Raw genomic sequence first — 25,423 nt, forward strand, 5'->3', positions numbered from 1 at the left:
AATACCATGCTGATCACTTGTCCCTATTGCGGCCCGCGCGACGTCATCGAATTCACCTACCAGGGCGACGGCAACCGCGAGCGACCGCAACCGGTCTCGCAGGATCTCGATGCCTGGAATGCTTATGTCTACGACCGGCTGAATCCGGCCGGCGACCACAACGAGATCTGGCAGCATTCCGGCGGCTGCCGCGCACATCTCAGGGTCGTGCGCAATACTGTCACGCATGAGATCCTGAGCACCGCCTTCGCCCGCGGCGGACACAAATCCGCGGGCCACAGGACGGAGGGCAAGCCGTGAGCTCCCGCCGCACCGAGACCGGCGGCCGGATCGACCGGCTGCGCACCATCCGCTTCACCTTCGACGGCGCGCCCTATACAGGCCATGCCGGCGACACGCTGGCTTCGGCGCTGCTCGCCAGCGGCGTCACGCTGTTCGGCCGCTCGTTCAAATACCACCGCCCGCGCGGCCTGCTCGCCGCCGGCGTCGAGGAGCCGAACGCACTGGTGACGGTGCTGCGCGGCGACGTCCGCGAGCCCAACATCCCGGCCACCATGGTCGAGATTTATGACGGGCTCGTCGCCGTCAGCCAGAATCGCTCGCCTTCGCTCGCCTGGGACATCAGCGCGCTCAACCAGCTCGGCGGCAAGGTCCTGTCGGCCGGCTTCTACTACAAGACCTTCATGGGGCCGGTGATCGGTCCGCTGAAGGGCACGCGCTTCTGGATGTTCTGCGAGCATTTCATCCGCCGCGCCGCCGGCCTCGGCAGGGCCGGAACAGCGCCCGATACCTCGCGCTACGAACGCATGAACGCCTTCTGCGACGTGCTGGTGGTGGGTTCTGGCCCTGCCGGCTTGATGGCGGCCAAGGCTGCCGCAGACCAGGGCGCGCGCGTGATCTTGGCCGAGCTCGAGGCGCGTTTCGGCGGCTCGGCCAACTGGTCGGGCGAGACGATTGACGACGCGCCGGCCGCCGACTGGGCTGGGCGCCTCGTCGGCCAGCTCGAAGGCAATGACAATGTCCGCCTGCTGCCGCGCACGACGGTCTGGGGTTATTACGACGGCAACACGCTGGCCGCCCTCGAACGAGTGACCGACCACAAGGAGGTTGCGGCCAGGGGCGAGCCGCGCCAGCGCTATTGGGCGATCCGCGCCGGGACAGTGGTTCTCGCCACCGGCTCCTTCGAGCGCCCGCTGGTGTTTCCGGGCAATGACCGTCCGGGCGTCATGCTGGCGCACGCCGCCGAGCGCTACGCCAATGAATATGCCGTGCTGCCCGGCGAGCGCACCGTTGTCTTCACCAACAATGACAGCGCCTATCGCTCGGCCGTTGCGCTGAAGAAGGCCGGCGCCGCTGTCGTCGCCATCGTCGATGTCCGCAGCGACGTGTCGAGCGAGATGAGCAGGCTGGCCAGCGAGGCCGATGCCGAGCTGCTCGCCGGCCATGCGGTGGTCGCGACCGAAGGCGGCAAGGCGCTCACCGGCCTCAAAGTGCAGCGCTTCGATTTGACAAGCGGCGCGCTCAGCGGCGACGAACGCAGCATCCATGCCGACTGCCTGGCTATGTCGGGTGGCTGGTCGCCGACCATTCATCTCGCCAGCCAGGCCGGTGCGAGAGCTGAATGGGATCCAGGCAGGCAGGCTTTCCTGCCCCCGCAGCCGACACAGCGCTGGATCGGCGCCGGCGCCTTCACCGGCAGTTTCTCGACCGCCGAAGCCATTGCCGAGGGCCGCGCGGCCGGCCTTCAGGCCGCCGGCGGAACGGCGTCCTTGGCGCCCCTGCCCGTGGTCGAGGCTGTGCCTGGCGACCCCGATCCGGCGCCGGTCTTCGAGATCAAGGCCAAGGGCAAGAGCTTCGTCGACTTCCAGCACGACGTGACCGCCGAGGACGTGCGGCTCGCGCATCGCGAAGGCTTCGTCTCGGTCGAGCATCTTAAGCGCTACACCACGCTCGGCATGGCGACCGACCAGGGCAAGAGCTCCAACGTGCCGGGCCTCGCCATCATGGCCGAAGCACTCGGCAAGCCGATCCCGGAAGTCGGCACGACGCGCTTCCGGCCGCCCTACACGGCGGTATCGATCGGCTCACTGGCGGCCGAGCGCTTCGGCGATCTGAAGCCCGAGCGGCTGACGCCGATGCATGACTGGCATATCGAAAACGGCGCGACCATGTATTCGGCCGGCCTTTGGTACCGCCCGATGATCTACGGCCTTGCCGGCGAGACGGTCGAGCAGGCCTATGTGCGCGAGGCCAAGGCGACGCGCGAGAGCGCCGGTATCGTCGACGTCTCGACGCTCGGCAAGATCGCCGTCCAGGGACCGGATGCGGCGGAGTTCCTCGACCGCGTCTACACCAACATGTTTTCCACTTTGGCCGTCGGCAAGGCCCGCTACGGCCTGATGCTGCGCGAGGACGGGCTTGCCTTCGACGACGGCACCACCTGGCGGCTCGGCGAGCAGGACTTCCTGATGACCACCACCACCGCCAATGCCGGCAAGGTGATGCAGCATCTGGAATATTTCCTCGACGTCATCTGGCCCGAGCTGAAGGTCACCGTCACCTCCGTCACCGACGAATGGGCGGGCGCGGCGATCGGCGGTCCGAAGGCCAGAGCGATCCTCGCCGCATGCGTGAAGGGCACGGCCGTCGACAACGCCGCTCTTCCCTTCATGGGCATCGTCCACGGTGAGATCGCCAGCGTGCCGGTGATGATCTGCCGGCTCTCCTTCTCCGGCGAAATGGCCTTCGAGGTCTATTCCGGAGCCGGCTACGGCACACGCGTCTGGGAGGCTCTGATCGAGGCCGGCAAGCCTTTCGGCCTGGTGACTTACGGGCTCGAGGCGCTCGGCACGATGCGCATCGAGAAGGGCCATGTCACCGGCGCCGAGATCGACGGCCGCACCACGGCGCGCGACCTGCATCTCGACTGGATGCTGTCCAAGAAGAAACCCTTCATCGGCTCGGCCATGATGGACCGCGAAGGGCTGATCGCTTCGGACCGGCTGCAGCTCGTCGGGCTGGTCTCGCTCGACAACCGGCCGTTCAATGGCGGCGCGCATGTCGTCGAGGAACTTGACGAAGCCAATCCGCACGGGTCGATCGGCCATATCACCGCCTGCTGCTATTCGCCAGCGCTCGGCAAATACATAGCGCTTGCGCTGGTCAAGGGCGGCAAGGCGCGGCACGGCACGCGCGCCTTTGTCTCCGACCCGCTGCGCAACCGGTTCGGGCCGATCGAGATCGTCTCCAACCATTTCTACGATCCGGACGGGAGCCGCATGCATGGTTGAGCGCCAATCCCCGCTTGAGCCGGCTTATCACCCGGGCTCGCACGGCAATTTCGAACATGGGGTCGACGTCATCCTGTCCGAGACCCGGCCGGGCTCGATCCTGCAGCTCGCGGCATGGCCGGGCGAGGAGAAACGGCTGATCGACGCCATCCGCAAGGTCACCGGCCTCGCCTTGCCCGACGGCGCGGGCGGCGGTGTAAGCAATGGCGGCCGCGCCGCTTTCGGCTTCGCGCCCGGGAAATTCACCGTGGTCGACGAGGCGGAAGGCCTGGCGTCGGCGTTCGCCGGCGTCATCACGCCGGACATCGGCACGGTCACCGATCTCTCGCATGGCCGCACCGCGATCCGCATCGCCGGGCCGAAAGCCGAGTGGGTGATGGCCAAATTCTTCGCCATCGACTTTGCCTTGCCGGCCTTCCCGCTGGGCGCCGGCCGCTCGACCAACCATCACGATGTCTTTGCCCAGATCCAGCGCAGCGGCGCCGACCAGTTCGATATCTACGTGTTCCGCTCCTTCGCACGCTCGTTCTGGAAGGCGCTCTGCCACGCCAGCGAGGAAGTGGGCTACGAGGTGCACTAGAGCCAGCCGCCTGGCACTATCGACGGCCACAACTGCTGCTTGAGGCCGGACCATCGAAGACGATAGACGGGAATCATGGGCTCTTGTCGGAGCCCGCTCAGGCAACCAGTTCGACCATTTCCTTCCATGACTGCAGAGACTTCGGCGACAGCCACGAACCGCTTTGCCACGGCGGGCGAGGCATCCATGTTTTTGCCGTTCACCGTCGCCTGCGGCGTGTTCATGACCAGCCTCGACCAGAACGTCGTGGTGACCGCACTGCCCGGTATCGGCGAAAGCCTCGCCCGCCCGCCGAGCCAGCTCGGCCTGTTGATCACGGTCTATGTCGCCAGCCTCATCATCTCGATGCCGCTCGGCGGTTGGTTGGCCGACCGCTTCGGCCTGCGCAACGTCTATTGCTTTGCGCTGCTGGTCTTCGCCAGCGCCTCGGCGCTCTGCGGCCTGTCGGAGAACATCTGGACGCTGGTCGGCCCTCGTGCGCTGCAGGGCTTCGGCGGCGCGCTGATGGGCACGCTGGGCCAGATCGTCATCCTGTCGAGCTTCCCGCGCGACCGCACGCTCAAGATCAATATGTATATCTCGCTCGCCGGCCAATCGGGACCGCTTGTCGGGCCTCTGGTCGGCGGCGCGCTCACCACATACGTCTCGTGGCGCTGGATTTTCTACATCAACATCCCGATCGCGCTGATCGCGGCCCTGTTTGCCGCTTCGTTGTTTCCCTCAACCACCAAGCCGGTCCGCACGCCCTTCGACTTTCCAGGCTTCCTGCTGGTCGGCAGCGGCATGGCGCTGCTCGTCTTCGGCATGGATACGCTCGCCGCGAGGGATGCCGCGGGCAGCAGCATCGCCTTGGAGCTGGGGCTGGCGATCGCGATCCTCACGGTGGCAGCCTTCTATTGCCTGCGCGCCCGCAATCCGCTGCTCGACCTCAACCTGCTGCGCATCCGCACCTTCCGCATCTCATTCCTCACCGGCGGCGGGCTGGACACGATAGGGCTGAGCTCCGTTGTCTTCCTGCTACCGCTGATGTTCCAGCTCGGCTTCGGCATGAGCGCGGTGCAGGCGGGATCGCTGACCTTCGTCGCGGCAATCGGATCGCTGCTGATGCGCTTCTTCATGCCGCGCATCCTGAACCGCTTCGGCTTCAGGCGGGTGTTGATCACCAACACGCCGATCGCCGCCTTGCTGGTCGCTGGCTTCGCCCTGCTGCAGGCAAGCACGCCGACCTGGATCGTGCTTGCCTACATCTTTGTCTTCGGCCTTGTCCGCTCGATCCAATGGGCGTCGACCGGCAATCTTTCATATTCGGACATCGCGCCGGAGCAGCTTTCCCGCTTCAGCGCGCTCTATTACATCCTCTGGCAGTTGGCGGTGGCGATCAGCGTCGGTCTGGCGGCCGCGCTGCTCTCGCTTCTTGCCAGCGGCGGCCAGGCCAGCATCAACGACTACCGCATCCTGTTCGTCATCGAGGGCCTGATCACGCTCTGCGCGCTGTCGGCCTATCTGCGGCTGACGCCCCAAGACGGCGCCCATGTCAGCGGCCATGGCGCGCATACGGGCACGGATTGACAAATCGGACTGCGGCCCGCGCCGGCACTATTTTGCGCCGTCACTATTTTGCGAACGTCACCCAGTCTTCGAGCGGCGCGCGGTCGGTGCGGAATTCGTTCTCTGGCTTCGAGTTGTCCTCATAGCCCAGCGCCATGCCGCAGACGACGACTTCCTCGTCGGGAATGTTGAGCACCGGTCGGATCTGCCGGTGGTAGGGCGCAAAGGCTGCCTGCGGGCAGGTGTGCAATCCTCTGCCCCGCGCCGCGACCATGATGTTCTGCAGGAACATGCCGTAGTCGATCCATGATCCCTTGTTCAGCCGCCGGTCGACTGTGAAGATCATGCCGACCGGCGCGTCGAAGAAGACGAAGTTGCGGTCGTGCTGCGCCCGCATCTTGTCGACCTCGCGCCGGCCGATACCGATGGCGCCGTAGAGGCCGAAACCGTTGGCGCGGCGCCGGCTGAGATAGGGCTCGAAGAACTGGTCGGGATAGTAGCGGTACTCGTCCCATTCCGCCTTCTCGGCGCGGATGCCGGAATTGAGGATGGCGTCGCTGATGCGCTGCTTCACCTCGCCCTTGGTCACATAGACCCGCCAGGGCTGCATGTTGGTGCCCGACGGCGCTCGCGCCGCCACCGTCAGGATGGAGCGGATCGTTTCGTCGTCGACCATGTCGGGCAAGAAGGCGCGCACGGACCGGCGCGACGTGATCGCCTCGTCGACGACCAGCGCATCTGGGGCGATTTGGCTATTCTTCTCCAGCATGGGCCGTCCCTTCGCGCATGGCCCCGCAACCGGTTTCCGCAACGACCATCCGCAGGCTAGATAACTAACTGGTCCGATCGGACGTCCCCACTCGCCGCTCGTGGGCGAGCCTTTGCATCAACCGCCAGAATCGCGCAAGCAAATCTTGCGACGCATGAAAATCCCCTTGATTTTTTCATGACCTTACTCTCTCATGAAAATTGCTCAGATTTTTTCATGTCGAATTTTCAAACAGAGGGACGATTGACCTCGACCGCTATCAGATCGGAGCAGGACAATGGCGACCGGCTGCTGGCCGGCGACATTCGCGCGCTGCGCAAGGCGCGCGGGCTGACGCTCGCTGAAACTGCGCTCAAGTTGGGGCGCTCGGTCGGCTGGGTCAGCCAGGTCGAGCGCGGTCTCTCGGTGCCGTCGCTTGGCGATCTGCGGGCATTCGCCGACCTTTTTGGCGTGCCGATCAGCCTGTTCTTCAGTCATGACGTCCCCGTCGAGGAAGAGCGCGGCGTCATCGTGCGCGCCGGTAGGCGCCGGGTGCTTGGCACAAGCGAATCAGGCCTTGTGGAGGAGCTTCTGTCGCCCGATCTCGGCGGTAGCTTCGAGATGGTGCGCTCCGTCTTCGCACCCGGCGCGGAGATGAAGACGGCAGCGCTGCGGCCGACCGAAGAGGCTGGTTACATTGCCTCCGGGCTCTTCGACATCGAGATAAACGGCGTCTGGCACCGGCTTTCCGAGGGCGACTCGTTTCGTTTCGAGGGCAAGCCCTATCGCTGGCGCAACCCGGGTACCGAACCAGTGGTCGTGATCTGGGTGGTTTCGCCGCCCGTGTATTGATTTACTTTGGAGGAGAACATGGCCGGTTTGCCGACCACGGCACGCGTGGTGATAATCGGAGGCGGCGTCGTCGGCGCCTCCTCGCTGTACCACCTGTGCAAGGCTGGCTGGACCGACTGCGTGCTGCTGGAGAAAAACGAGCTGACCTCCGGCTCGACCTGGCACGCCGCCGGCAACGTGCCGACCTTCTCCTCGTCATGGTCGCTGATGAACATGCAGCGCTATTCGACCGAGCTCTATCGCGGCCTCGCCGAGGCGGTCGACTATCCGATGAACTACCATGTCACCGGCTCGCTGAGGCTCGCTCACACGAAAGAACGCATGCAGGAATTCCAGCGCGCCAAAGGCATGGGTCGTTACCAGGGCATGGATATCGATGTCGTCGGCCTCGACGAGATCAAGCGCCGCTATCCCTTCATCGAGACGCATGAGCTGAAAGGCGCGCTCTACGATCCGAGCGATGGCGACATCGACCCGGCTCAGTTGACACAGGCGCTCGCCAAGGGTGCGCGCAACATGGGCGCCAAGATCATCCGCTTCTGCCCGGTCACCGGCGTTCGCCGCGAGAACGGCGAGTGGGTGGTTGCGACACCGCAGGGCGAGATCCGCTCAGAGATCGTCGTCAACGCCGCCGGCTACCGCGCCGCCGAAGTCGGAAAAATGTTCGGCCGCGAAGTGCCGATGATGGTGATGAGCCATCAGTACATCCTATTTGAGGAAATCCCCGAACTCGCCGCCTGGACGAAGGAACAGGGCCATAAGCTGCCGCTGCTGCGCGACGTCGACACGTCATACTACCTGCGCCAGGAAAAGACCGGCATGAATCTCGGCCCTTATGAGCGCAATTGCCGCGCGCATTGGGCAACGCACAACGATCCGATGCCGGAGGATTTTTCGTTCCAGCTCTTCCCCGACGATCTCGACCGCCTGGAGCACTATCTGGCCGACGCCGTCGCCCGCGTGCCGATCCTGGGCACAGCCGGCCTCTCCAAGGTAATCAACGGTCCGATCCCCTATGCGCCGGACGGCAACCCGCTGATCGGGCCTACACCCGGCGTGCCGAACGCCTTCGAGGCCTGCGTCTTTACCTTCGGCATCGCCCAAGGCGGCGGCGCCGGCAAGGTGCTGGCCGAATGGGTGACCGAGGGCCAGACCGAATGGGATATGTGGTCCTGCGATCCGCGTCGCTTCACGTCATTTGCCGCCGCGCACGACTACTGCGTCGCCAAGGGCATGGAGATCTACGGCAACGAATACGCCATCCAGTTTCCGCGCCACGCCTGGCCGGCCGGGCGCGACCGCAAGCTGTCGCCGCTGCACGATCGCATCAAGGCGCTGGGCGGCCAGTTCGACGCCTATAATGGCTGGGAGCGCGCCACCTGGTATGCCGGACCCGGCGACGACATTTCGGAGGAAGCGACGCTGACCTTCCGCCGCGACGGGCCGTGGCAGCATCGGGTTCGCGAGGAATGCCTGGCCGTACGCGACACCGCCGGCATCCTCGACCTGCCCGGCTTCTCGCGCTTCAACCTCGAAGGTCTGGGCGCCGCCGAATGGCTGGCGCTGCAGGTCACCGGCCTTGTGCCGAAGCCCGGCCGCATCGGCCTCGTCTACTATGCCGACGACAAGGGCCGCATCGTCACTGAAATGTCCGTCGTGCGCCACCGCGAGGACCTGATGACGCTGATCACCGCGGCGGTGGCCCAGTGGCACGATTTCGAATGGCTGAAGTCGCGCATGCCGGCCGATGCCCCCTTCACGCTGACCGACCGGACCGAGGAATATTCCACGCAAATCCTCGCCGGCCCGAACTCGCGAAAAATCCTTGCCGAGGTTTGCGATGCTGACCTGGCCCTGCCCTGGCTGACGCATCAGGAAACGACGATTGCCGGCCGCTGGGCGAAACTGGTGCGCGTGTCCTTCGCCGGCGAGCTCGGCTGGGAGATCCACACCAAGGTTGCCGATACCCCAACGGTCTTCGACACCGTCCGGGCTGCCGGGCAAGGACATGGGCTGAAACCCTTCGGCATGTACGCGCTGGATTCGCTGCGGCTGGAGAAAGGCTACCGCGCCTGGAAGGGTGACCTGTCGACCGACTATTCGATTCTGCAGGGCGGGCTGGAGCGCTTCGTCAAATGGGACAAGCCCGACTTCCGCGGCAAGGCGGCTTTGCTCAATGAAAAGCAGCAAGGCGTGAAGAAGCGCTTCGTCACGCTGGTCATCGAGAACCCTGGCGATTGCGACGCGCCCTATATGTCGACGCTGTGGCATGACGGCAGGATCGTCGGCGAGACGACGTCAGGCGGCTGGGGCCATCGCGTCGAAAAATCGATCGCGCTCGGCATGCTGCGCGCCGATCTGGCCGAACCGGGCACGGCCATCGAGGTCGAGATCTTCGGCGACCGATTCAGGGCAGTGGTGCAAAAGGACGAGCCACTCTGGGATCCGAAGAACGAAAGGTTGCGGGCATGACCTCCGTCATTCTTACCGATGGCGGCATGGGCCAAGAACTGGTGCGCCGCAGCAAGTCCGAACCGACGCCTTTGTGGTCGGCCAGAGTGCTGATCGACGAACCTGGCCTGGTGCGCGACCTGCATGCCGAATTCATCCGTGCCGGCGCCCGCGTCATCACCATCAACACCTATTCGGCAACGCCCGAGCGCCTGGCGCGCGAGGGAGCGGAAGAACTGTTCCAGCCGCTGCAGAAACGCGGCATCGAACTGGCCAGGCAGGCTTGCGAGCAAGCCGGTGACGCGGCCATCGCCGGCTGTCTCTCACCCCTGTTCGGCAGCTATGCGCCGGCGCTGACAACGTCCTTCGAGGAGGCACTCGCCACCTATCGCCGCATCGTCGCCGAGCAGGCGGACGGCGTCGATCTGTTCCTGTGCGAAACCATGGCTAGTGCCGATGAGGCACGCGCCGCCGTCACCGCTGCATCGGAAAGCGGCAAGCCGGTATGGGTGTCGTGGACGCTTGCCGATCACGGCACGCCACGCCTGCGCAGCGGCGAGACCATTGCCGCGGCATCAAGTGCTCTCGGCGACCTGCCGGTCGCGGCGCGGCTGCTCAATTGCTGCCGCCCCGAGGCCATCACCGCCGCGTTGCCGGAGCTTGCCGCTCTCGGCGGACCGGTCGGCGCCTATGCCAATGGCTTCACCTCGGTCGAGGCGCTCAAGCATGGCGGTACGGTCGACGTTCTGCACGCCCGCCATGACCTTGATCCGGAGACCTATGCCACCCAGGCAATTGGTTGGGTCGAAGCCGGCGCCGGCATCGTGGGCGGCTGCTGCGAAGTCGGCCCCGACCACATCGCCGCCCTGCGCGACCGGCTCGTGCAAGCCGGTCATCAGATCTCGGGAGTTCCCAATGCCTAGACCATCGTCGCGCATCACCGGCATCGTGCCTTCGGGCAAGGATGGCTGGGAAGTCCACTTCGCCGCCTGGACCCGCAAGCAGGCCGGCGAGGACATCATCATGCTGTCGGTCGGCGACCACGACTTCGACACGCCTTCGGAAACGATCGAGGCCTGCGTCAACGCCGTTCGCGGCAGCAACCACCATTACACGCCGCTGCCCGGCCTGCCGCGTCTGCGCAAGGCGATGGCGGCGGCTTCCACCGCTTGCACAGGCATCCTGACGGAGCCTGACGAGATCATCGCCACGGCTGGTGGCCAGGGCGCGCTTTACGCCGCCGTGCAGGGCGTGCTCGACCCGGGCGACCATGCCATCGTCGTCGCACCCTACTACGCCACCTACCCCAATACCTTCAGCGCTGCCGGCGCCGAATTCACCGTGGTCGAGACGCCTGCCGAGGATGGCTTCCAGCCCCGCGCCGAGACGATCCGCGCGGCGCTCAGGCCAAACACGCGCGCCATCCTGATCAACACGCCGAACAACCCGACGGGTGCAGTCTATTCGCGCGAACGGCTCGAGCAACTGGCCGGAATCTGCAACGAGCACGATCTCTGGCTGCTGTCCGACGAGGTTTACTGGACGCTCGGCGGCGGCGAGCACATCTCGCCGCGCTCGCTGCCCGGCATGGCCGAGCGCACGCTGGTCATCAACTCCATGTCGAAGAGCCACGGCATGACCGGCTGGCGCATGGGCTGGCTGACCGGCCCGAAGAAGATGATCGCTTTGATGACCGACCTCAACCTTGTGACGACCTACGGCCTGCCGGCCTTCATCTCGATCGCCTGCGCCGAGGCGCTCGAAAACCACTATGGTGTGAAAGAGATTGCAGAGCGCTACGCTGCGCGCCGGGCGCTGATGCTTGAAGCCGTGCGCGGCATGAACGACGTCACAGTGCACGGCTCCGAGGGCGGGATGTATGTCATGCTCGACATCTCGGCCATCGAGCCCGACGACGAGAAGTTCGCCTGGGGCCTGCTCGACAAGGAGAAGGTCGGTGTCATGCCGGGCTCCAGCTTCGGCAAGGCCGCCGCCGGCCACATACGCGTCAGCCTCTGCCAGCCGGAACCCCTTCTTAAGGAGGCAGCGCTTCGCCTGCGCCGCTTCGCCTTCAACTACCGCCGCGAGGCCGCATGACTGAGACCATTCGCACCAGGGCCATCCCCAACAAAGCGAGGGCCGTCATCATCGGCGGCGGGGTTTCCGGCTGTTCGGTGGCCTATCATCTGGCCAAGCTCGGCTGGACCGACATTGTGCTGCTCGAACGTAAGCAGCTCACCTGCGGCACGACCTGGCATGCGGCCGGCCTGATCGGCCAGTTGCGCGCCTCGCAGAACATGACGCGGCTGGCGAAATATTCGGCCGACCTCTACGTCAAGCTCGAGGCCGAGACCGGTGTCGGCACCGGCATGCGCCAGGTCGGCTCGATCACCGTCGCGCTGACCGAAGAGCGCAAGCACGAGATCTACCGGCAGGCTTCGCTGGCCCGCGCCTTCGACGTCGACGTGCGCGAGATTTCGCCGAGCGAAGTCAGTGAGATGTATCCGCATCTCAACGTATCGGATGTTGTCGGCGCGGTACACCTGCCGCTCGACGGCCAGTGCGATCCCGCCAACATCGCCATGGCGCTGGCCAAGGGCGCGCGCCAGCGCGGCGCCGCCGTCATCGAGAATGTCAAGGTCACCAAGGTCCACACTAAAAACGGCCGCGTCTCCGGCGTCTCCTGGGCGCAGGGCGAGGACCAGGGCACGATTGAAACCGACATCGTCGTCAACTGCGCCGGCATGTGGGCGCGCGAGCTTGGGCGTCAGAACGGCGTCACCATCCCGCTGCATGCCTGCGAGCATTTTTATCTCGTCACCGAGCCTATCCCCGGCCTTGCCCGCCTGCCGGTGCTGCGCGTGCCCGACGAATGCGCCTACTACAAGGAGGACGCCGGCAAGATGATGCTCGGCGCCTTCGAGCCGGTGGCGAAGCCTTGGGGCATGGAAGGCATCCGCGAGGATTTCTGCTTCGACCAGTTGCCCGAGGACATGGACCATTTCGAGCCAATCCTGGAAATGGGCGTAAACCGCATGCCGATGCTGGGCACGGCCGGCATCCACACCTTCTTCAACGGTCCCGAGAGTTTTACGCCCGACGACCGCTACTATCTCGGCGAAGCGCCGGAACTTGCCGGATACTGGATGGCGACCGGCTACAATTCGATCGGCATCGTCTCTTCCGGCGGCGCGGGCATGGCGCTGGCGCAATGGATCAACGACGGCGAAGCGCCATTCGACCTCTGGGAGGTCGACATCCGCCGCGCCCAGCCTTTCCAGAAGAACCGGCGCTATTTGAAGGAGCGCGTCTCCGAAACGCTTGGCCTGCTCTATGCCGATCATTTCCCCTACCGCCAGATGGTGACGTCGCGCGGCGTGCGCCGCTCGCCTCTGCACGAGCATCTGAAGGCGCGCGGCGCCGTCTTCGGCGAGGTGGCCGGGTGGGAGCGCGCCAACTGGTTCGCCCGCGAAGGCCAGGAGCGCGAATACCGCTATTCCTGGAAGCGGCAGAACTGGTTCGACAACCAGCGCGAAGAGCATCTTGCGGTCAGAAACGGCGTCGGCCTCTTCGACATGACCTCCTTCGGCAAGATCCGTGTCGAGGGCCGGGATGCCTGTGCCTTCCTGCAACGGCTCTGCGCCAACGACATGGACGTGGCGCCGGGCAGGATCGTCTACACGCAGATGCTCAATGCCAAGGGCGGCATCGAAAGCGACCTCACCGTGACGCGGCTTTCGGAGACCGCCTATTTCCTGGTCGTGCCGGGCGCCACCTTGCAGCGCGATCTCGCCTGGCTGCGGCGGCATGTCGGCGACGAGTTCGTCGTCATCACCGACGTGACCGCGGCAGAGGCCGTGCTCTGCCTGATGGGTCCGGAAGCGCGAAAGTTGATTCAAAAGGTGAGCCCGAACGACTTCTCCAACGAAGCCAACCCGTTCGGCACCTTCCAGGAGATCGAGATCGGCATGGGCCTCGCCCGCGCCCATCGCGTCACCTATGTCGGCGAGCTCGGATGGGAGCTCTATATCTCGACCGAGCAGGCGGCGCACGTCTTCGAGGCGATCGCCGATGCCGGCGCGGATGTCGGCCTGAAACTCTGCGGCCTGCACACGCTGGATTCCTGCCGCATCGAAAAGGCCTTCCGACATTTCGGCCACGATATCACCGACGAGGACAATGTGCTGGAGGCGGGTCTGGGCTTCGCGGTGAAGACCAGTAAAAGCGACTTCATCGGCCGCGATGCCGTGTTGCGAACGAAGGAGGCCGGGCCGAATCGCCGCCTGGTGCAGTTCCGCCTCAGGGACCCGCAGCCGCTGCTCTTCCACAACGAGGCGATCCTGCGCGACGGCAAGATCGTCGGCCCGATCACCTCGGGCAATTACGGCCACCATCTCGGCGGCGCGATCGGCCTCGGCTATGTGCCGTGCCAGGGCGAGAGCGAAGCGGATGTGCTGGGCTCGTCCTATGAGATCGAGATCGCCGGCGAGCGCTTCGCCGCGGAAGCATCGCTGAAGCCGATGTATGATCCAAAAGCGGAACGAGTGAGAATGTAGCTCCCTTCTCCCCTGTGGGCGAAGGAGAGGGGCGCTTCAAAACCTCTCGAGCTTCGCCCGCACCTTCGCCAGGAACGCGGCCCGGCTCTTCGGCGTCGAGGCGTCCATCAGGTAGTGCGCCAGGAAGAACGTCTTGCAGCGGGTGGCGCATAGCGCCCGCATGCCGCGCAGGATCGTCTTGCGGCCCGGCTGGCCGACGACCACGCTCCACCAGGTCGGCGCGCCGCAGGTGGTGATGACGCCGACCTTGGTCACATGCCTCATCAGCGACGTGATCCGTCCCTTGCCGGCCGGAAGCTTGAAGGCGATGTCGGTCGCCCATACCCGATCGAACCACCCCTTCAGCATCGCCGGCAGGCCGTACCACCAGGTCGGATAGATGAACAGGATCGCCTCCGCCCACATCAGATGATCGAAATGTGGTTCGAGCGCCGGATCCTGGGGCGCACGCTCATTGTACAAGCGCCGCTCCTCGCAGCTCATCACTGGATTGAAGTTCTCGCCATAGAGGTCGAGCAGCCGCACGTCCCAGCCTCTGCCCCTCAACACCTCGACGGCTGTATCGCGGATCGCCGCGCAAAAGCTCTCTGGCACCGGATGGCAATAGACCACCAGCACGCGCATCAGAATTGATCCATGCTGGCCGCCACCTTCGCCATGAAGCCGCTGCGGGTCTGGTCGGTCGACAGGTTCATCGAATAGTGCGCGAGATAGGAGACCGGAGCGCCAGGCTTGATCGTGGCCCGCAGCATGCGCTTCACCACCTTGCGCGGCGGATCGCCCATCAGCAGGGCGCGAAACCGGCTGCCGCCATAGGTGGTGACGGCGGTGAGCTTGCCTATGTTGTGCAGCGTCGGCTGCACCTTGCCCTCGACCAGCTTGAACGACACGCCGGGCAGGAAGACGCGGTCGAAAAAGCCTTTCAGGATCGCCGGATAGCCATAGTTCCAGACCGGAAACGACAGCACCAGCGCCTCGGCTTTGCGCAGCCTTTCGACGTAGCCGGCGACCGCGTCGTTCGGCCCGCGCTGATCGTGATAACCGAGCCGCTCGGCCCGCGTCAGCCTGGGATCGAAATCCTCGGCATAGAGGTCGCAGTCGTCGATCGCGTGACCCGCCGCCGTCAAGCGCTCTACGATCACTCGGTGCAGGCCGGCGTTGAAGCTGGTCTCCACCGGATGAGCGAAGAGCACGAGGATCTTCATCAGCCCGCCTTTTGCAGCCCCTTGAACAGGAACGACTTGCCGGAACGGTAGTCATAGTCCGGATTTTCCCAGGCGATCATCTTGCCGGGATTGAGCAGCCCTTGCGGGTCGGTCTCGCGCTTGAATGCGAGCTGTACCTCGTCGGTCTGCTTCATACCGCCTTCTTCCAGCGTGTAGCGGTGCGGATTGAAGATCCAGCAGCCATTGTCCTCGTGGATGCGGATGATCTCGTCGAGCCGCTCCTCCGTAGTGAAGCGGACTAGCGGCAGGCCGGCGGCGCCGATCGCGCCGTCGAAGCGGATGAATTCGAGATGCGCCGGCAGCTCGTCGCCGAAGCGGTCGACCATCGCCTTGACGTGAGCGAGATGATCCGGCGAAGGGTAGCGCGCCTGCAGATAGGTGATGGTCGGATCGACCCGGATGGCGCGCAGCGTCGTGTGGTTCCAGGTCAGCTCATAGGCAGGCGGCAACCCCTTCAGATCCGCCTCCCGGTCGGCGCGGAAGATGATCTCGCCCTTGGTGCTGCCGACGAAAGCTACGAAAGCATCCATCGCATGCGGCGCGATCATGCAGACCACGATGCTCTGCTCGCGCCGGAAGAATTTCTGGTGCCGTTTGAAGTAGTCATACGGGATGGGCGCCGCGATCGGCGTGATCAGCTTCGCCAATATGCCGTCCTGGACGGCGAGGTCATTGCCGAAGCCGGCCGCATCCATGAAATCGTCGAAGCCGACAATGACATCGATCCAGTCGTAGGAGGCCGTCAGCGGCATCTCGACCTCGGTGATGATGCCGTTGGTGCCGTATGCGTGCATGACTTTGAGCACGTCTTCGCCGGTGAGTTCCATGACGCGCGGCTCCGCCTCCATGGTCACCGTCCTCAGCCGGATGACATTGCCGAGATCGCGCAGCCCGCCCCAACGGATCGAGCCGACGCCTCCGGAGCCGCCGGCGACGAAGCCGCCGATCGATGCCGTGTTGTAGGTGGACGGCGACATGCGCAGTTCCTGGGCGGAATGCGCCCGCGTCGCCTTGTCGATCTCGGCCAGCACCGCTCCCGGTCCAGTCACCACGCGTCCGGACGCGATCGTCTTGATCTCGTTCATCTCGGCGAGATTGAGCACCACGCCGCCCGACAGCGGCATCGCCTGCCCGTAATTGCCGGTGCCGCTGCCGCGCGGCGTCACCGGCACGCCGTGCCGGTGACAGGCGGCGAGCACGCGGATCACCTCGGCCTCGTTCTTCGGGGTGACGATGAGGTCGCCCTTGATGTGGTCGAGCTGCTGTTTCAGAACCGGGCTGTACCAGTAAAAATCGCGGCTCTTCTGCTGGACGATGGCCGGATGGTCGTCGATCTTCAGCCCTTCGAGATCGCGCTTCAGCGCTGCGATATCCATCATCCCACCATCAGTTCGTCGAGTTCGGCATAGTCGGGCAGCCGGCGCTCGATCGCCTTGCCCTCGCGCACCACGATGCGATCCGATTCGGGCCGCGACAGCAATTCGGTCCAGTTCCGCCCCTTGAAGACGATGAAGTCGGCGCTGCCGCCAGCGGCAAGCGTGCCGACGCCTTCCAACCGCATCACCTCGGCCGGCGTCGCCGCCACCGCCTTCGGCCAATCGCCGACCGGGTGGTCGAAATGCAGGATGCGCGTCGCCATGCGGTAGACTTCCAGCATATCGAGATCGCCATAGGCGTAGAACGGGTCGCGCGTGTTGTCGGAAGCGACCGCCACCTTGATGCCGCGCGCCTTCATCTCGTGCAGCAGCGTCACGCCGCGCCAGCGCGGAGTGGTTTGGTCGTTGCGCCTGTCCTGCAGATAGAGGTTGCACATCGGCAGCGAGACGACGGCCAAGCCGGCCTTCGCCACCTTGTCCAGCGTGTCGAGCACCTCGAGGTCCGGCTGGCGCGAGAGCGAACAGCAATGGCCTACCAGGATGTTGCCGTCGAAACCGTTCCAAAGCGAGGCCTCGGCGATCTTCTTCAGCGAAACGGCCGCGACGTCGTCAGTCTCGTCGGCATGGAAATCGAGGTCGAGCCCATGCTTGATCGCCTGCGCGAACACCTGGTCGAGCAATTCCTCGAGATCCGGCACCATATAGGTGACGACGCCGAGCACGCCCTTGGCCGCGGCGACGCGCTTCGCCAGCCGCTCGAACCAGACCTTGTCCCGCACCCCTTCGATGCCGAGCAGGCAGGCGGCCTGCAGGTCGACGCGGCCGCGCCAGGTCTCCCGCATCGTCTCGAATACCGGCCAGGAGATCTCTTCCTGCGGGGCAACGCTGTCGAGATGCGTGCGCATGGCTTTCGTGCCGTGCGCGTAAGCGCAGCGCAGCGAGAAATCCATGCGCCGCGCGACGTCCTCAGCGTTCCAGCGCGCGGCGCGGTCGGCGCCGGTGGCATTGAGCGCGCCCATGAAGGTGCCGTCGGGATTGGGTTTTCGCGGCCAGATATGGCCCTTGTCGATGTGGGTATGGCAGTCGACGAAGCACGGCAGCACGATGCGGCCGCCGAGATCGACGGCATATGCCGGGGCCTTCGATTTGCCGTGCGCGACGATGCCGGAGATCTTACCATTCGCCACTGTCATGTCGGCAAGCGCGAAACCGTCGGCGTCGAACGTCGCGGCAAAACCCGGCGTCAGCGAGCGATGAACACGGACGTTGGCGAGATGGTATGACGTCGAAACCGGAATCAACCGCGGCTCTCCTGGGTGACGGGACGAACCACCCTAGCGCTCCTGCTTCAGCGCGCTCTCGTGCCAGCGCCGCAGGATGAGATGCGACACCAGCGACAGCACCAGGAAGATCAGGATGCCGGTGAGCGAGATCAAGATCAGCGCCGCGAACAGCCGCGGCGCATTGAGCCGATAGCCGGCCTCGATGATGCGGGAGGCCAACCCGGAGGACTGTCCCTGCGCGCCGGCGACGAATTCGGCAACGACGGCGCCGATCAGCGACAGGCCCCCGGCGATCTTCAGCCCGCCGAGGAAATAAGGCATCGCCGCGGGCAGGCGCAGATAGCGCAGTTGCTGCCAGCGGGTTGCGCCGTTGAGCTTGAACAGGTCGCGCAGGTTGCGGTCGACCGAGTTCAGCCCGAGTGTGGTGTTCGACAGGATCGGGAAGAAGGCGACGATCCAGGCGCAGAGCAGAAGCTTCGTCGTCTGGTTGTTGATGTAGATGTTGATAAGCGGAAAGATGGCAACGATCGGCGTCACCTGCAACACGATGGCGAAGGGGAAGAACGACATCTCCACCCATTTCGACTGCGCGAACAGCACCGCCAGCCCGACGCCGCCGATGACGGCAAGAAGCAGGCTGAGGAAGGTGATCCTGAGCGTCACCAGCAGCGACGAGGACAACAGGCCGGCATCGTCATGCAGTGTCTGCAGCACCACGCCGGGGCGCGGCAGGATGTATTGCGGGATCTCGTTCCAGACGCAGATGCGGTCCCACAGCCAGATCGCCAGCACCATGATCGCCAGCGGCAGCACCCATTTGCCGATCCGCTCCAGCCGCTCCTGGCGGACGCGGCGCGCCTCCTCCGGGTCGAGCTTCAGGGCTGTGTCTTCAATGACCGTCATGATGGGATCCGGCGGTTGAGTTGATGGCATTGACCAGCACGTCCGAGGCCTGCCGGCACAGCGCCGCATAATCGGGTGAGGTGCGGAACGCCTCGTCGCGCGGATAAGGCGCATCGATAGCTAGCTCGCCGAAGACGCGGCCCGGCCGCGCCGCCATCACGACGACACGGCTGGACAGGAACACGCTTTCGAAGACGCTGTGGGTGACGAAGACAACGGTGAAGCGCTCGTCCTGCCAAAGCTCAAGAAGGTCATTGTTGAGCTTGAAGCGGGTGATCTCGTCGAGTGCCGCGAAGGGTTCGTCCATCAGAAGGATGCGTGGCTTCGTCACCATGGCCCGGGCGATCGAGACGCGCATTTTCATGCCGCCGGAAAGCTCGCGCGGCACGGCGGTCTCGAAGCCGTTGAGGTGGACGCGCGACAGCATCTCCATCACCGCCGGCTCGGCATTTGCACGCGACACGCCCTTCAGCCGGAGCGGCAGCCAGACATTGTCGAAGACGCTGGCCCAGGGCAGCAGCGTCGGCTCCTGAAAGACGAAGCCGATATTCGAGCGATCGATCGAACCGCGCCAGTCGAGCTGGCCGGCGGTCGGCGTCGACAGGCCGGCGATCAGCCTGAGCGCGGTCGACTTGCCGCAGCCCGAGGGCCCGAGCAGGCTGAGGAAATCGCCTTCCCGGATCGCCAGGTCAACCTTGCTCAGCGCCGTCACGCCGTTGGAGAAGACCTTGCCGACGTTGCGCAGCGAAAGCAGCATCGGGCTCTCGCTCGACGCCGGCTTCCGCGCCACTTTCTCCTGGATCATGTCAGGCGGGCCGCCTTACTTCTTCAGCTCCATCCCCACACTCTTGTTGATGAAGGCGAGTGTATAGGCCTTCTTGATGTCGATGCCCGGCTGCGCAACCTTGGCCTTCACCATCTTATCGTAGAAGCTCTGGATGCGCGCATCGGTCATGGCGCCGATGCCGAGCTTTTCCGCATCGCCAGAATCGACAATGCCGAACTTCTTCAGCTGCTCGATCGAGAAGGCGATCTGCTCATCCGTCATATCCGGATTGTCCTTCTTGATCATATCGTTGGCGGCCTTGTTGTCGCCGTAGAGATAGTTGTACCAGCCCTTGGCCGAGCCATCGACGAAGCACTGCACCACCTCCGGCCGCTTGTCGATCGTGTCCTGCATCACCTCGACTGTCGTGGCATAAGTATCCCAGCCATTGTCGGCGAGCAGGAACTGGTTCGGCACGAAGCCGCCCTGCTTCTGCACGGCGAAGGGCTCGGACGTCACGTAGCCCTGCTGGATCGACTTCTTGTTGGCGATGAAGGGCGCCGGATTGAAGGTGTAGGGCACGCGCTTGGCGGCATCGAAGCCGAGATCCGTCACCATCCACTGGAAGAAGGTCTGCGCGCCCTCGTCGCCGAGGATGTACTGGTCGGCGTTCTTGAGGTCTTCCCATTTGTCCAGCCCCTGCCCCGGCTGGGACATGATGACCTGCGGGTCCTTCTGGAAGTCGGCAGCGACGACGCGCATCGGAATGCCCTGCTGTACGGCGTCGAAGGCCGAGAGCAGGTTGCCGCCCATGTAGAAATCGATCTTGCCGGCCAGCAGCATCGGCCGACCGCTGACCTGCGGGCCGCCCTGCATGATGGTGACGTCGAGGCCGCAGGCAGCGTAGGTGCCGTCCGCGATCGCCTGGTAGTAACCGCCGTGTTCCGGCTCGGCCAGCCAATTGGTGCCGAAGGTGACTTTCTCGTTGGCCGCGGCAGCCAGCGTTCCTGCCGCAAGCAGCGCGATTGCGCCGGCCAGGATCTTTTCTCTTCCGTGCATTAACATCACCCTCTCTTGGCTCCGGCGCGCTGCGCGCTGGGCTCGACACCATTGTTTCAAGAAGCAAGACACATGCCACCGCCTGGGCCGCCTGCTTGCGCGGCAGTCATTGCCGAGACCGGACGGGTCATGCTGTACAAAAGGCATCGTGCCTATTTTTTGGACGCCTGTCCATAATCGCCCGGGCGGCATGCACCGCATCTTGAAGGTTTCCTGAATCCAGCCTTAGTCTGCCTGCGGACAGGAGAATGCCATGCTCAAATACCTCGCCCCCCAATCGATCAAATCGCCCTTTGCCCGCTACAGTCATGGCGTTGAAATACCTGCTGGAAAACGCCTGGTGCTGTGCTCGGGCCAGTTGGGCATCGGTCCGGACGACACCGTCCCCGAGGATGCCGGAGCACAGACGGAACTGTGCTTCAAGAACATCGCCGCGATTCTTAGCGAAGCCGGGCTGACGCTGAACGACACCGTGCGCATCAACGCCTTCGTCACCGACCGCGCGCATCTGCAATCCTACATGGATGTGCGCAACAGGCTGTTTTCCGATCCGGCGCCCGCCTCGACGCTGATGATCGTCTCTGGCTTCGCCCGCCCGGAATTCAAGGTGGAGGTGGAGGTGCTCGCGGCCGGCTGATGGTTGCCCGCGACCGCCAGGCGCTTTAGATGATCCCAATGAGGCCAATCGGGAGACGAAATTGACGACCAGACGTGTGTGGTGGGGCGACTACCGGACGACCGAATACGCCTCGATCGACGCGGAAGCGACGATTGCCGTGCTGCCGGTCGCGGCGATCGAGCAGCATGGCCCGCACCTGCCGGTCTCGACCGACTCCTCGATCATGACGGGCATGCTGGAAACGGTGATCGCGCGCCTGCCCGACGATCTCGACATCCGCATCCTGCCCATCCAGGCGGTGGGCAAATCGAACGAGCATCTTCATGCGCCTGGGACGCTCACCTTGCCGGCCACCACCCTCGTCGACGCCTGGACCGAGCTTGGCCTCTCGATCGCCCGCGCCGGCGTCAGGAAGCTGATCGTCGTCAACTCGCATGGCGGCAACGAGGAGATCATGGGCATCATCACGCGCGAATTGCGCGTGCTCGCAAAAATGCTGGCGGTGAAGACGAGCTGGCAGCGCTTCGGCCGACCGGCCGGCATGTATACCGAGCTGGAGGATCGCCACGGCATCCACGGTGGCGATGTCGAGACCTCGCTGATGCTGCACTTCCGGCCCGACCTCGTCGACATGGGCAAGGCCGACAATTTCGTCTCCAATGTCGGTCGCGCCGAAAAGGAGTTCGCGCTGCTGCGCCACACCGGCACGCATGCCTTCGCCTGGATCGCCAGTGACCTCAATCCGAATGGCGTGGTCGGCGACGCAAGCATCGCTACTGCCGAGAAGGGCCGGCTCACCGCCGAGCATCAGGCGGACGGCTTTATCAACCTGGTCCGAGATGTGCGTAAGGCGAAGCTTGCCGACTGGCTGTCTTAGAGCAATTCCAGGAAAAGTGTGTTACGGTCTTCCGTCCGGAATTGCGTAAAAACAAATACTTAGAGCAGTTCGGCGATCCTATGAATCGCTGAAGCGCTCAAGCCCTACCGACTTAAGCCTGGATGTCCAGCTCGAAGGGCGTCCCTTCAAAAGCGTCTGCACCGCGCCCGATCGCCTCGATCGCCGCGATCATGCGGCCGTCGCGCCCGAGCAAGGTGTCGGCGACAGCGATCAGACGCGGATTGGGCGTTGCTGACGGCGACAAAAAGCGCAGCGTCTTGGCCAGTTCCGCCTCGTCGCGTTTTGGCGCCAGCGCCGCCGCAATGATATAGGCCGACGCTGTCGAGCGGCTGATGCCGGCATAGCAGTGCACGACCATCGGCCTCGCCCTGTCCCAGCGATAGGCGAAGTCGAGGAGCGCGCGCACATGCTCTTCGCCCGGCATCGTCATGCCGTCCTGCGCGACGGCGATATCATGCATGACGAGATGCAGATGGTTCTCCGCCCGGATCGAGGCCGGGCGGACAACCTCGGTGCCCGCCGCGAGCAGCGAAAGCAGACGCTCGGCGCCAGTCCTAGTCACGGTCTCTTCCACCTTCGACAGAGAACAGACATGGATCATCGCACAATCTCCTTCGGCGCATCGTCGCGCCGCGACGCCCAGGCCGCAAGCGCGCTGTCGAGGCGCTGCCACTCCGCCTCGCCGCCTGGCAGGCCGGCCCGCAAGACTTGTGGCCGCCCGGCAAAATGGCGCAGCAGGATGCCACGTTCGCCAAGTGCCGCAAACATGATTGGGGCATCCGTGAAAGACAGATAGCGGAACAGTGTCGTGCCGCCAGCGACCGGTACGCCGGCCTTGCCGAACAATGCGTCGAGCCGCCCGGCGTCTTCAGCGAGGCGTGTCCGCATGGCGGCTTGCCATTCGGTGTCGGACAGCCCGCGAATGCCATATTCCAGCGCCGGCCCGGCAACGGCCCACGGCCCAAGCTGGGCCTCCAGCCTCTCGGCAGTCAGTCTGTCGGCGAGCGCAAAGCCGAGCCTCACACCGGCAAGGCCGAAGAACTTGCCGAAGGAGCGCAGCACCACGATGCCGCCCTCGTCGACATCGCCGGCCAGGCTTTGCTCGGTTGGCCCGACATCCATGAAAGCTTCGTCGACGACCAGCAGGCCGCCCCTGGCGCGAAGCCGAGCGGCAAGGCCGAGCAGGCGATCCTTTTCGATCACCCGCCCATCCGGATTGTTCGGGTTGACCAGCACCGCAAGGTCGGCATCCGCCAACGCCTCGAAGTCGTTCACCTCCGCAACCGCATGGCCAGCGATCGCCGCGGCTCTGGCGTGCTCGGCATAGGTCGGGCCGAGCACCAGCGCCTTGCCAGGCCTTACGAGCGAAGCGACGCGCGGCAGCAGGATCTGCGTGCCCGGGGCTGCGGCGACATGCGCCGCCGACGGCGCGCCATAGGCCCTGGCCGCAATTTCGGCCAATTCGCGCAGTCGTTCGAATTCCGGCAATCGCGACAGGGCGGTGGCGGGCACGTCGAAAAGCGGGTAGGAGTGCGGATTGATACCTGTCGAAAGATCGACGAAAGGCCGTGGCGCGTGGGGGAAGAGCGCGCTCGCCCGGCCGAGGGATCCGCCGTGATCCACTGCAGCAATCGCTCCATCCAGAAGCTTCATGTCGATCCTGATCGCTTTCCTGTCACTCGCCCTTGAACGCACCCTTGGCTATCCAGACTGGCTGTTCAACGCCATCGGCCATCCCGTCACCTGGATCGGCAGGCTGATATCCTTTCTCGATCGCCGGCTCAACCGCGCGACCGATTCCGACGAATCGCGTCGTCGCCGCGGCGTCCAGGCGCTGCTGGTCATCGTGCTGGTGCCAGCGGCCATCGGATTGACGCTGCATGTCCTGCTCTGGCTGATCTTCCCATCCGGCCTCGTCATTGCGGCCATTCTAGGCTCCACGCTCTTGTCGCAGAAGAGCCTCGCCGAACATGTCGAGGATGTCGCCGACGCGCTGGAGACCGGCGGCCTGACGCTCGGCCGCATCGCCGTTTCGCGCATCGTCGGCCGTGACCCGGAAAAGCTCGACAAGGCCGGTGTTGCCCGTGCCGCAATCGAGAGCCTGGCCGAGAATTTCTCCGACGGCATCGTCGCGCCCGCCTTCTGGACCGGCATCGGCGGGCTGGCCGGCGGTGCTGCCTACAAGGCCGCCAACACCGCCGATTCGATGATCGGCCACCGCACGCCGAAATATGAGGCGTTCGGCCGCGCTGCGGCGCTGTTTGATGACAGGATCAACCTGCCGGCCTCGCGGCTCACCGGCCTGCTGATCGTGCTCGCGGCCATCCTGGTCAAGGGCGCCGACCCACGCAATGCCTGGCAGGTCATGCGCCGCGACGCCAGGAAGCACCGCTCTCCCAATGCCGGTTGGCCGGAGGCCGCCATGGCCGGCGCGCTGGGCTTGGCGCTGGCCGGGCCGCGCAGCTATGGCGGCGAGATGGTCGAGGACGCTTTCATGGGCGAAGGCGGCCGGCGCGAAGCCGAAAGCACCGATATAAGGCAAGCGCTGAAGCTCTACCGTGTCGCGGACTGGCTGCTGATTGGCCTGTTCGCGATCCTATCAGCGGCAGCGATCTACCTGACGATCCTAATCAGCGGCTAGAACTCTATCCCCTGCTGCGCCTTCACGCCCGCCGAGAAATGGTGCTTGGTCAGTCCCATCTCGGTGACGAGGTCAGCCGCTTCGACCAGCAGTGGCTTGGCGTTGCGACCGGTGACGACGACATGCAGGTCTTCGCGGCGCGCCTTCAGCGCCGCGACCACCTTTTCCAGATCGAGATAGTCGTAGCGCAAGGCGATGTTGAGCTCGTCGAGCACGACGAGGCTGATCGTCGGATCGGCCATCAGCTCGAGCGCCTTCGCCCAGGCGGCCTCGGCGGCGGCGATGTCGCGCTTCAGGTCCTGTGTCACCCAGGTGAACCCCTCGCCCATCGCATGCCAGACCACGCGGTCGCCGAACGCGGCGAAAGCGTCCTTCTCGCCCGTGTGCCATTTGCCCTTGATGAACTGGACGACGCCGACGCGCCTGCCGTAGCCGAGCATCCTGAGCGCCAGGCCGAAAGCGGCGGTGGTCTTGCCTTTGCCTGGTCCGGTGTTGACGATCAGCAGCCCTTTCTCGATCGTCTTGCCGGCCACCTCGGCATCCTGCACCGCCTTGCGCTTGGCCATCTTGGCGCGATGGCGCTCGGCGTCCTTGTCATCCATGGTCTTGTCGTCGGTTGCGGCCATG

23 protein-coding genes are annotated in these 25,423 nt (G+C 64.8%); 12 read left to right on the plus strand and 11 right to left on the minus strand.

The window, feature by feature from the left end; all coding sequences use genetic code 11:
* Positions 1-6 precede the first annotated feature (6 nt).
* From EN853_RS27455 to EN853_RS27470, 4 genes are all read left to right on the plus strand, one after another.
* A complete protein-coding gene (locus tag EN853_RS27455) occupies positions 7-300 on the plus strand; it encodes a sarcosine oxidase subunit delta (protein ID WP_127861942.1) in 294 nt (97 codons plus the stop codon).
* The gene (locus EN853_RS27460) at positions 297-3,290 is read left to right on the plus strand and encodes a sarcosine oxidase subunit alpha (protein WP_127861943.1); all 2,994 of its coding nucleotides are present in this window, start codon (positions 297-299) and stop codon (positions 3,288-3,290) included. Before EN853_RS27455 ends, EN853_RS27460 begins: the two co-directional genes overlap by 4 nt.
* The gene (locus tag EN853_RS27465) at positions 3,283-3,870 is read left to right on the plus strand and encodes a sarcosine oxidase subunit gamma (protein ID WP_127861944.1); all 588 of its coding nucleotides are present in this window, start codon (positions 3,283-3,285) and stop codon (positions 3,868-3,870) included. The genes EN853_RS27460 and EN853_RS27465 overlap by 8 nt, the downstream gene beginning before the upstream one ends.
* Positions 3,871-4,056: 186 nt before the next feature.
* Positions 4,057-5,439, plus strand: a complete 1,383-nt coding sequence (locus EN853_RS27470) for an MFS transporter (RefSeq protein WP_245517206.1) — start codon at positions 4,057-4,059, stop codon at positions 5,437-5,439.
* Positions 5,440-5,482: 43 nt separating this feature from the next.
* Here EN853_RS27470 and EN853_RS27475 read toward each other — a convergent pair whose 3' ends face one another.
* Positions 5,483-6,187, minus strand: a complete 705-nt coding sequence (locus tag EN853_RS27475; protein ID WP_127861946.1) for a nitroreductase — start codon at positions 6,185-6,187, stop codon at positions 5,483-5,485.
* A 288-nt stretch (positions 6,188-6,475) separates the two neighbouring features.
* On the opposite strand from EN853_RS27475, the gene EN853_RS27480 reads away from it, so the two are divergent.
* Genes EN853_RS27480 through EN853_RS27500 form a run of 5 tightly spaced genes read left to right on the plus strand, consistent with a single transcriptional unit; the run spans position 6,476 to position 14,025 of the window.
* Positions 6,476-7,018 (plus strand): XRE family transcriptional regulator, encoded by a 543-nt coding sequence (locus EN853_RS27480; protein WP_167524623.1) that lies wholly within the window; start codon positions 6,476-6,478, stop codon positions 7,016-7,018.
* A gap of 18 nt (positions 7,019-7,036) precedes the next feature.
* Positions 7,037-9,490, plus strand: coding sequence for an FAD-dependent oxidoreductase (locus EN853_RS27485; RefSeq protein WP_127861948.1), 2,454 nt, complete (start codon positions 7,037-7,039; stop codon positions 9,488-9,490).
* A complete protein-coding gene (locus tag EN853_RS27490; RefSeq protein WP_127861949.1) occupies positions 9,487-10,392 on the plus strand; it encodes a homocysteine S-methyltransferase family protein in 906 nt (301 codons plus the stop codon). Before EN853_RS27485 ends, EN853_RS27490 begins: the two co-directional genes overlap by 4 nt.
* Complete coding sequence (locus EN853_RS27495; protein ID WP_127861950.1) at positions 10,385-11,566, plus strand: pyridoxal phosphate-dependent aminotransferase; 1,182 nt, start codon at positions 10,385-10,387, stop codon at positions 11,564-11,566. Before EN853_RS27490 ends, EN853_RS27495 begins: the two co-directional genes overlap by 8 nt.
* Complete coding sequence (locus tag EN853_RS27500) at positions 11,563-14,025, plus strand: FAD-dependent oxidoreductase (protein WP_167524620.1); 2,463 nt, start codon at positions 11,563-11,565, stop codon at positions 14,023-14,025. Before EN853_RS27495 ends, EN853_RS27500 begins: the two co-directional genes overlap by 4 nt.
* Before the next feature lie 36 nt (positions 14,026-14,061).
* Here the strand turns inward: EN853_RS27500 and EN853_RS27505 are convergent, their stop codons facing one another.
* Genes EN853_RS27505 through EN853_RS27535 form a run of 7 tightly spaced genes read right to left on the minus strand, consistent with a single transcriptional unit; the run spans position 14,062 to position 20,638 of the window.
* Entirely contained in the window at positions 14,062-14,649 is a 588-nt protein-coding gene (locus EN853_RS27505; protein WP_127861951.1) for an NAD(P)H-dependent oxidoreductase, read from the minus strand.
* The gene (locus EN853_RS27510) at positions 14,649-15,230 is read right to left on the minus strand and encodes an NAD(P)H-dependent oxidoreductase (protein ID WP_167524621.1); all 582 of its coding nucleotides are present in this window, start codon (positions 15,228-15,230) and stop codon (positions 14,649-14,651) included. Before EN853_RS27510 ends, EN853_RS27505 begins: the two co-directional genes overlap by 1 nt.
* The gene (locus EN853_RS27515; protein WP_127861978.1) at positions 15,230-16,627 is read right to left on the minus strand and encodes an FAD-binding oxidoreductase; all 1,398 of its coding nucleotides are present in this window, start codon (positions 16,625-16,627) and stop codon (positions 15,230-15,232) included. The genes EN853_RS27510 and EN853_RS27515 overlap by 1 nt, the downstream gene beginning before the upstream one ends.
* On the minus strand, positions 16,627-17,928 hold the full coding sequence (locus EN853_RS27520) for a cytosine deaminase (RefSeq protein ID WP_127861953.1): 1,302 nt from the start codon (positions 17,926-17,928) through the stop codon (positions 16,627-16,629). The genes EN853_RS27515 and EN853_RS27520 overlap by 1 nt, the downstream gene beginning before the upstream one ends.
* Positions 17,929-17,961: 33 nt before the next feature.
* Positions 17,962-18,813 carry an ABC transporter permease gene (locus tag EN853_RS27525; RefSeq protein ID WP_127861954.1) on the minus strand — a complete coding sequence of 284 codons (852 nt, stop codon included), beginning with the start codon at positions 18,811-18,813 and terminating at the stop codon, positions 17,962-17,964.
* Positions 18,800-19,618: an ABC transporter ATP-binding protein gene (locus EN853_RS27530; protein ID WP_127861955.1), complete on the minus strand. Its 819-nt coding sequence runs from the start codon at positions 19,616-19,618 to the stop codon at positions 18,800-18,802. Before EN853_RS27530 ends, EN853_RS27525 begins: the two co-directional genes overlap by 14 nt.
* A gap of 15 nt (positions 19,619-19,633) precedes the next feature.
* The gene (locus EN853_RS27535; protein ID WP_127861956.1) at positions 19,634-20,638 is read right to left on the minus strand and encodes an ABC transporter substrate-binding protein; all 1,005 of its coding nucleotides are present in this window, start codon (positions 20,636-20,638) and stop codon (positions 19,634-19,636) included.
* 253 nt (positions 20,639-20,891) lie between these two features.
* Between EN853_RS27535 and EN853_RS27540 the strand changes: the two genes are divergently transcribed.
* Both EN853_RS27540 and EN853_RS27545 read left to right on the plus strand, forming a co-directional pair.
* Positions 20,892-21,275, plus strand: coding sequence for a RidA family protein (locus EN853_RS27540; RefSeq protein ID WP_127861957.1), 384 nt, complete (start codon positions 20,892-20,894; stop codon positions 21,273-21,275).
* Positions 21,276-21,336: 61 nt separating this feature from the next.
* Positions 21,337-22,134 carry a creatininase family protein gene (locus tag EN853_RS27545; protein ID WP_127861958.1) on the plus strand — a complete coding sequence of 266 codons (798 nt, stop codon included), beginning with the start codon at positions 21,337-21,339 and terminating at the stop codon, positions 22,132-22,134.
* A gap of 112 nt (positions 22,135-22,246) precedes the next feature.
* Here EN853_RS27545 and EN853_RS27550 read toward each other — a convergent pair whose 3' ends face one another.
* Positions 22,247-22,756, minus strand: a complete 510-nt coding sequence (locus EN853_RS27550) for a tyrosine phosphatase family protein (RefSeq protein WP_127861959.1) — start codon at positions 22,754-22,756, stop codon at positions 22,247-22,249.
* Positions 22,753-23,808 carry a threonine-phosphate decarboxylase CobD gene (cobD, locus tag EN853_RS27555; RefSeq protein ID WP_127861960.1) on the minus strand — a complete coding sequence of 352 codons (1,056 nt, stop codon included), beginning with the start codon at positions 23,806-23,808 and terminating at the stop codon, positions 22,753-22,755. Before cobD ends, EN853_RS27550 begins: the two co-directional genes overlap by 4 nt.
* On the opposite strand from cobD, the gene cbiB reads away from it, so the two are divergent.
* A complete protein-coding gene (cbiB, locus tag EN853_RS27560) occupies positions 23,807-24,796 on the plus strand; it encodes an adenosylcobinamide-phosphate synthase CbiB (RefSeq protein WP_127861961.1) in 990 nt (329 codons plus the stop codon). The genes cobD and cbiB overlap by 2 nt on opposite strands.
* On the opposite strand, the gene cobO is transcribed toward cbiB, so the two are convergent.
* A complete protein-coding gene (gene cobO, locus EN853_RS27565) occupies positions 24,793-25,422 on the minus strand; it encodes a cob(I)yrinic acid a,c-diamide adenosyltransferase (protein WP_167524622.1) in 630 nt (209 codons plus the stop codon). The two genes, cbiB and cobO, sit on opposite strands and share 4 nt — an antisense overlap.
* Position 25,423: the final 1 nt, after the last annotated feature.

It is taken from the genome of Mesorhizobium sp. M1C.F.Ca.ET.210.01.1.1 (genome assembly GCF_004791585.1).
Lineage (GTDB): Bacteria > Pseudomonadota > Alphaproteobacteria > Rhizobiales > Rhizobiaceae > Mesorhizobium.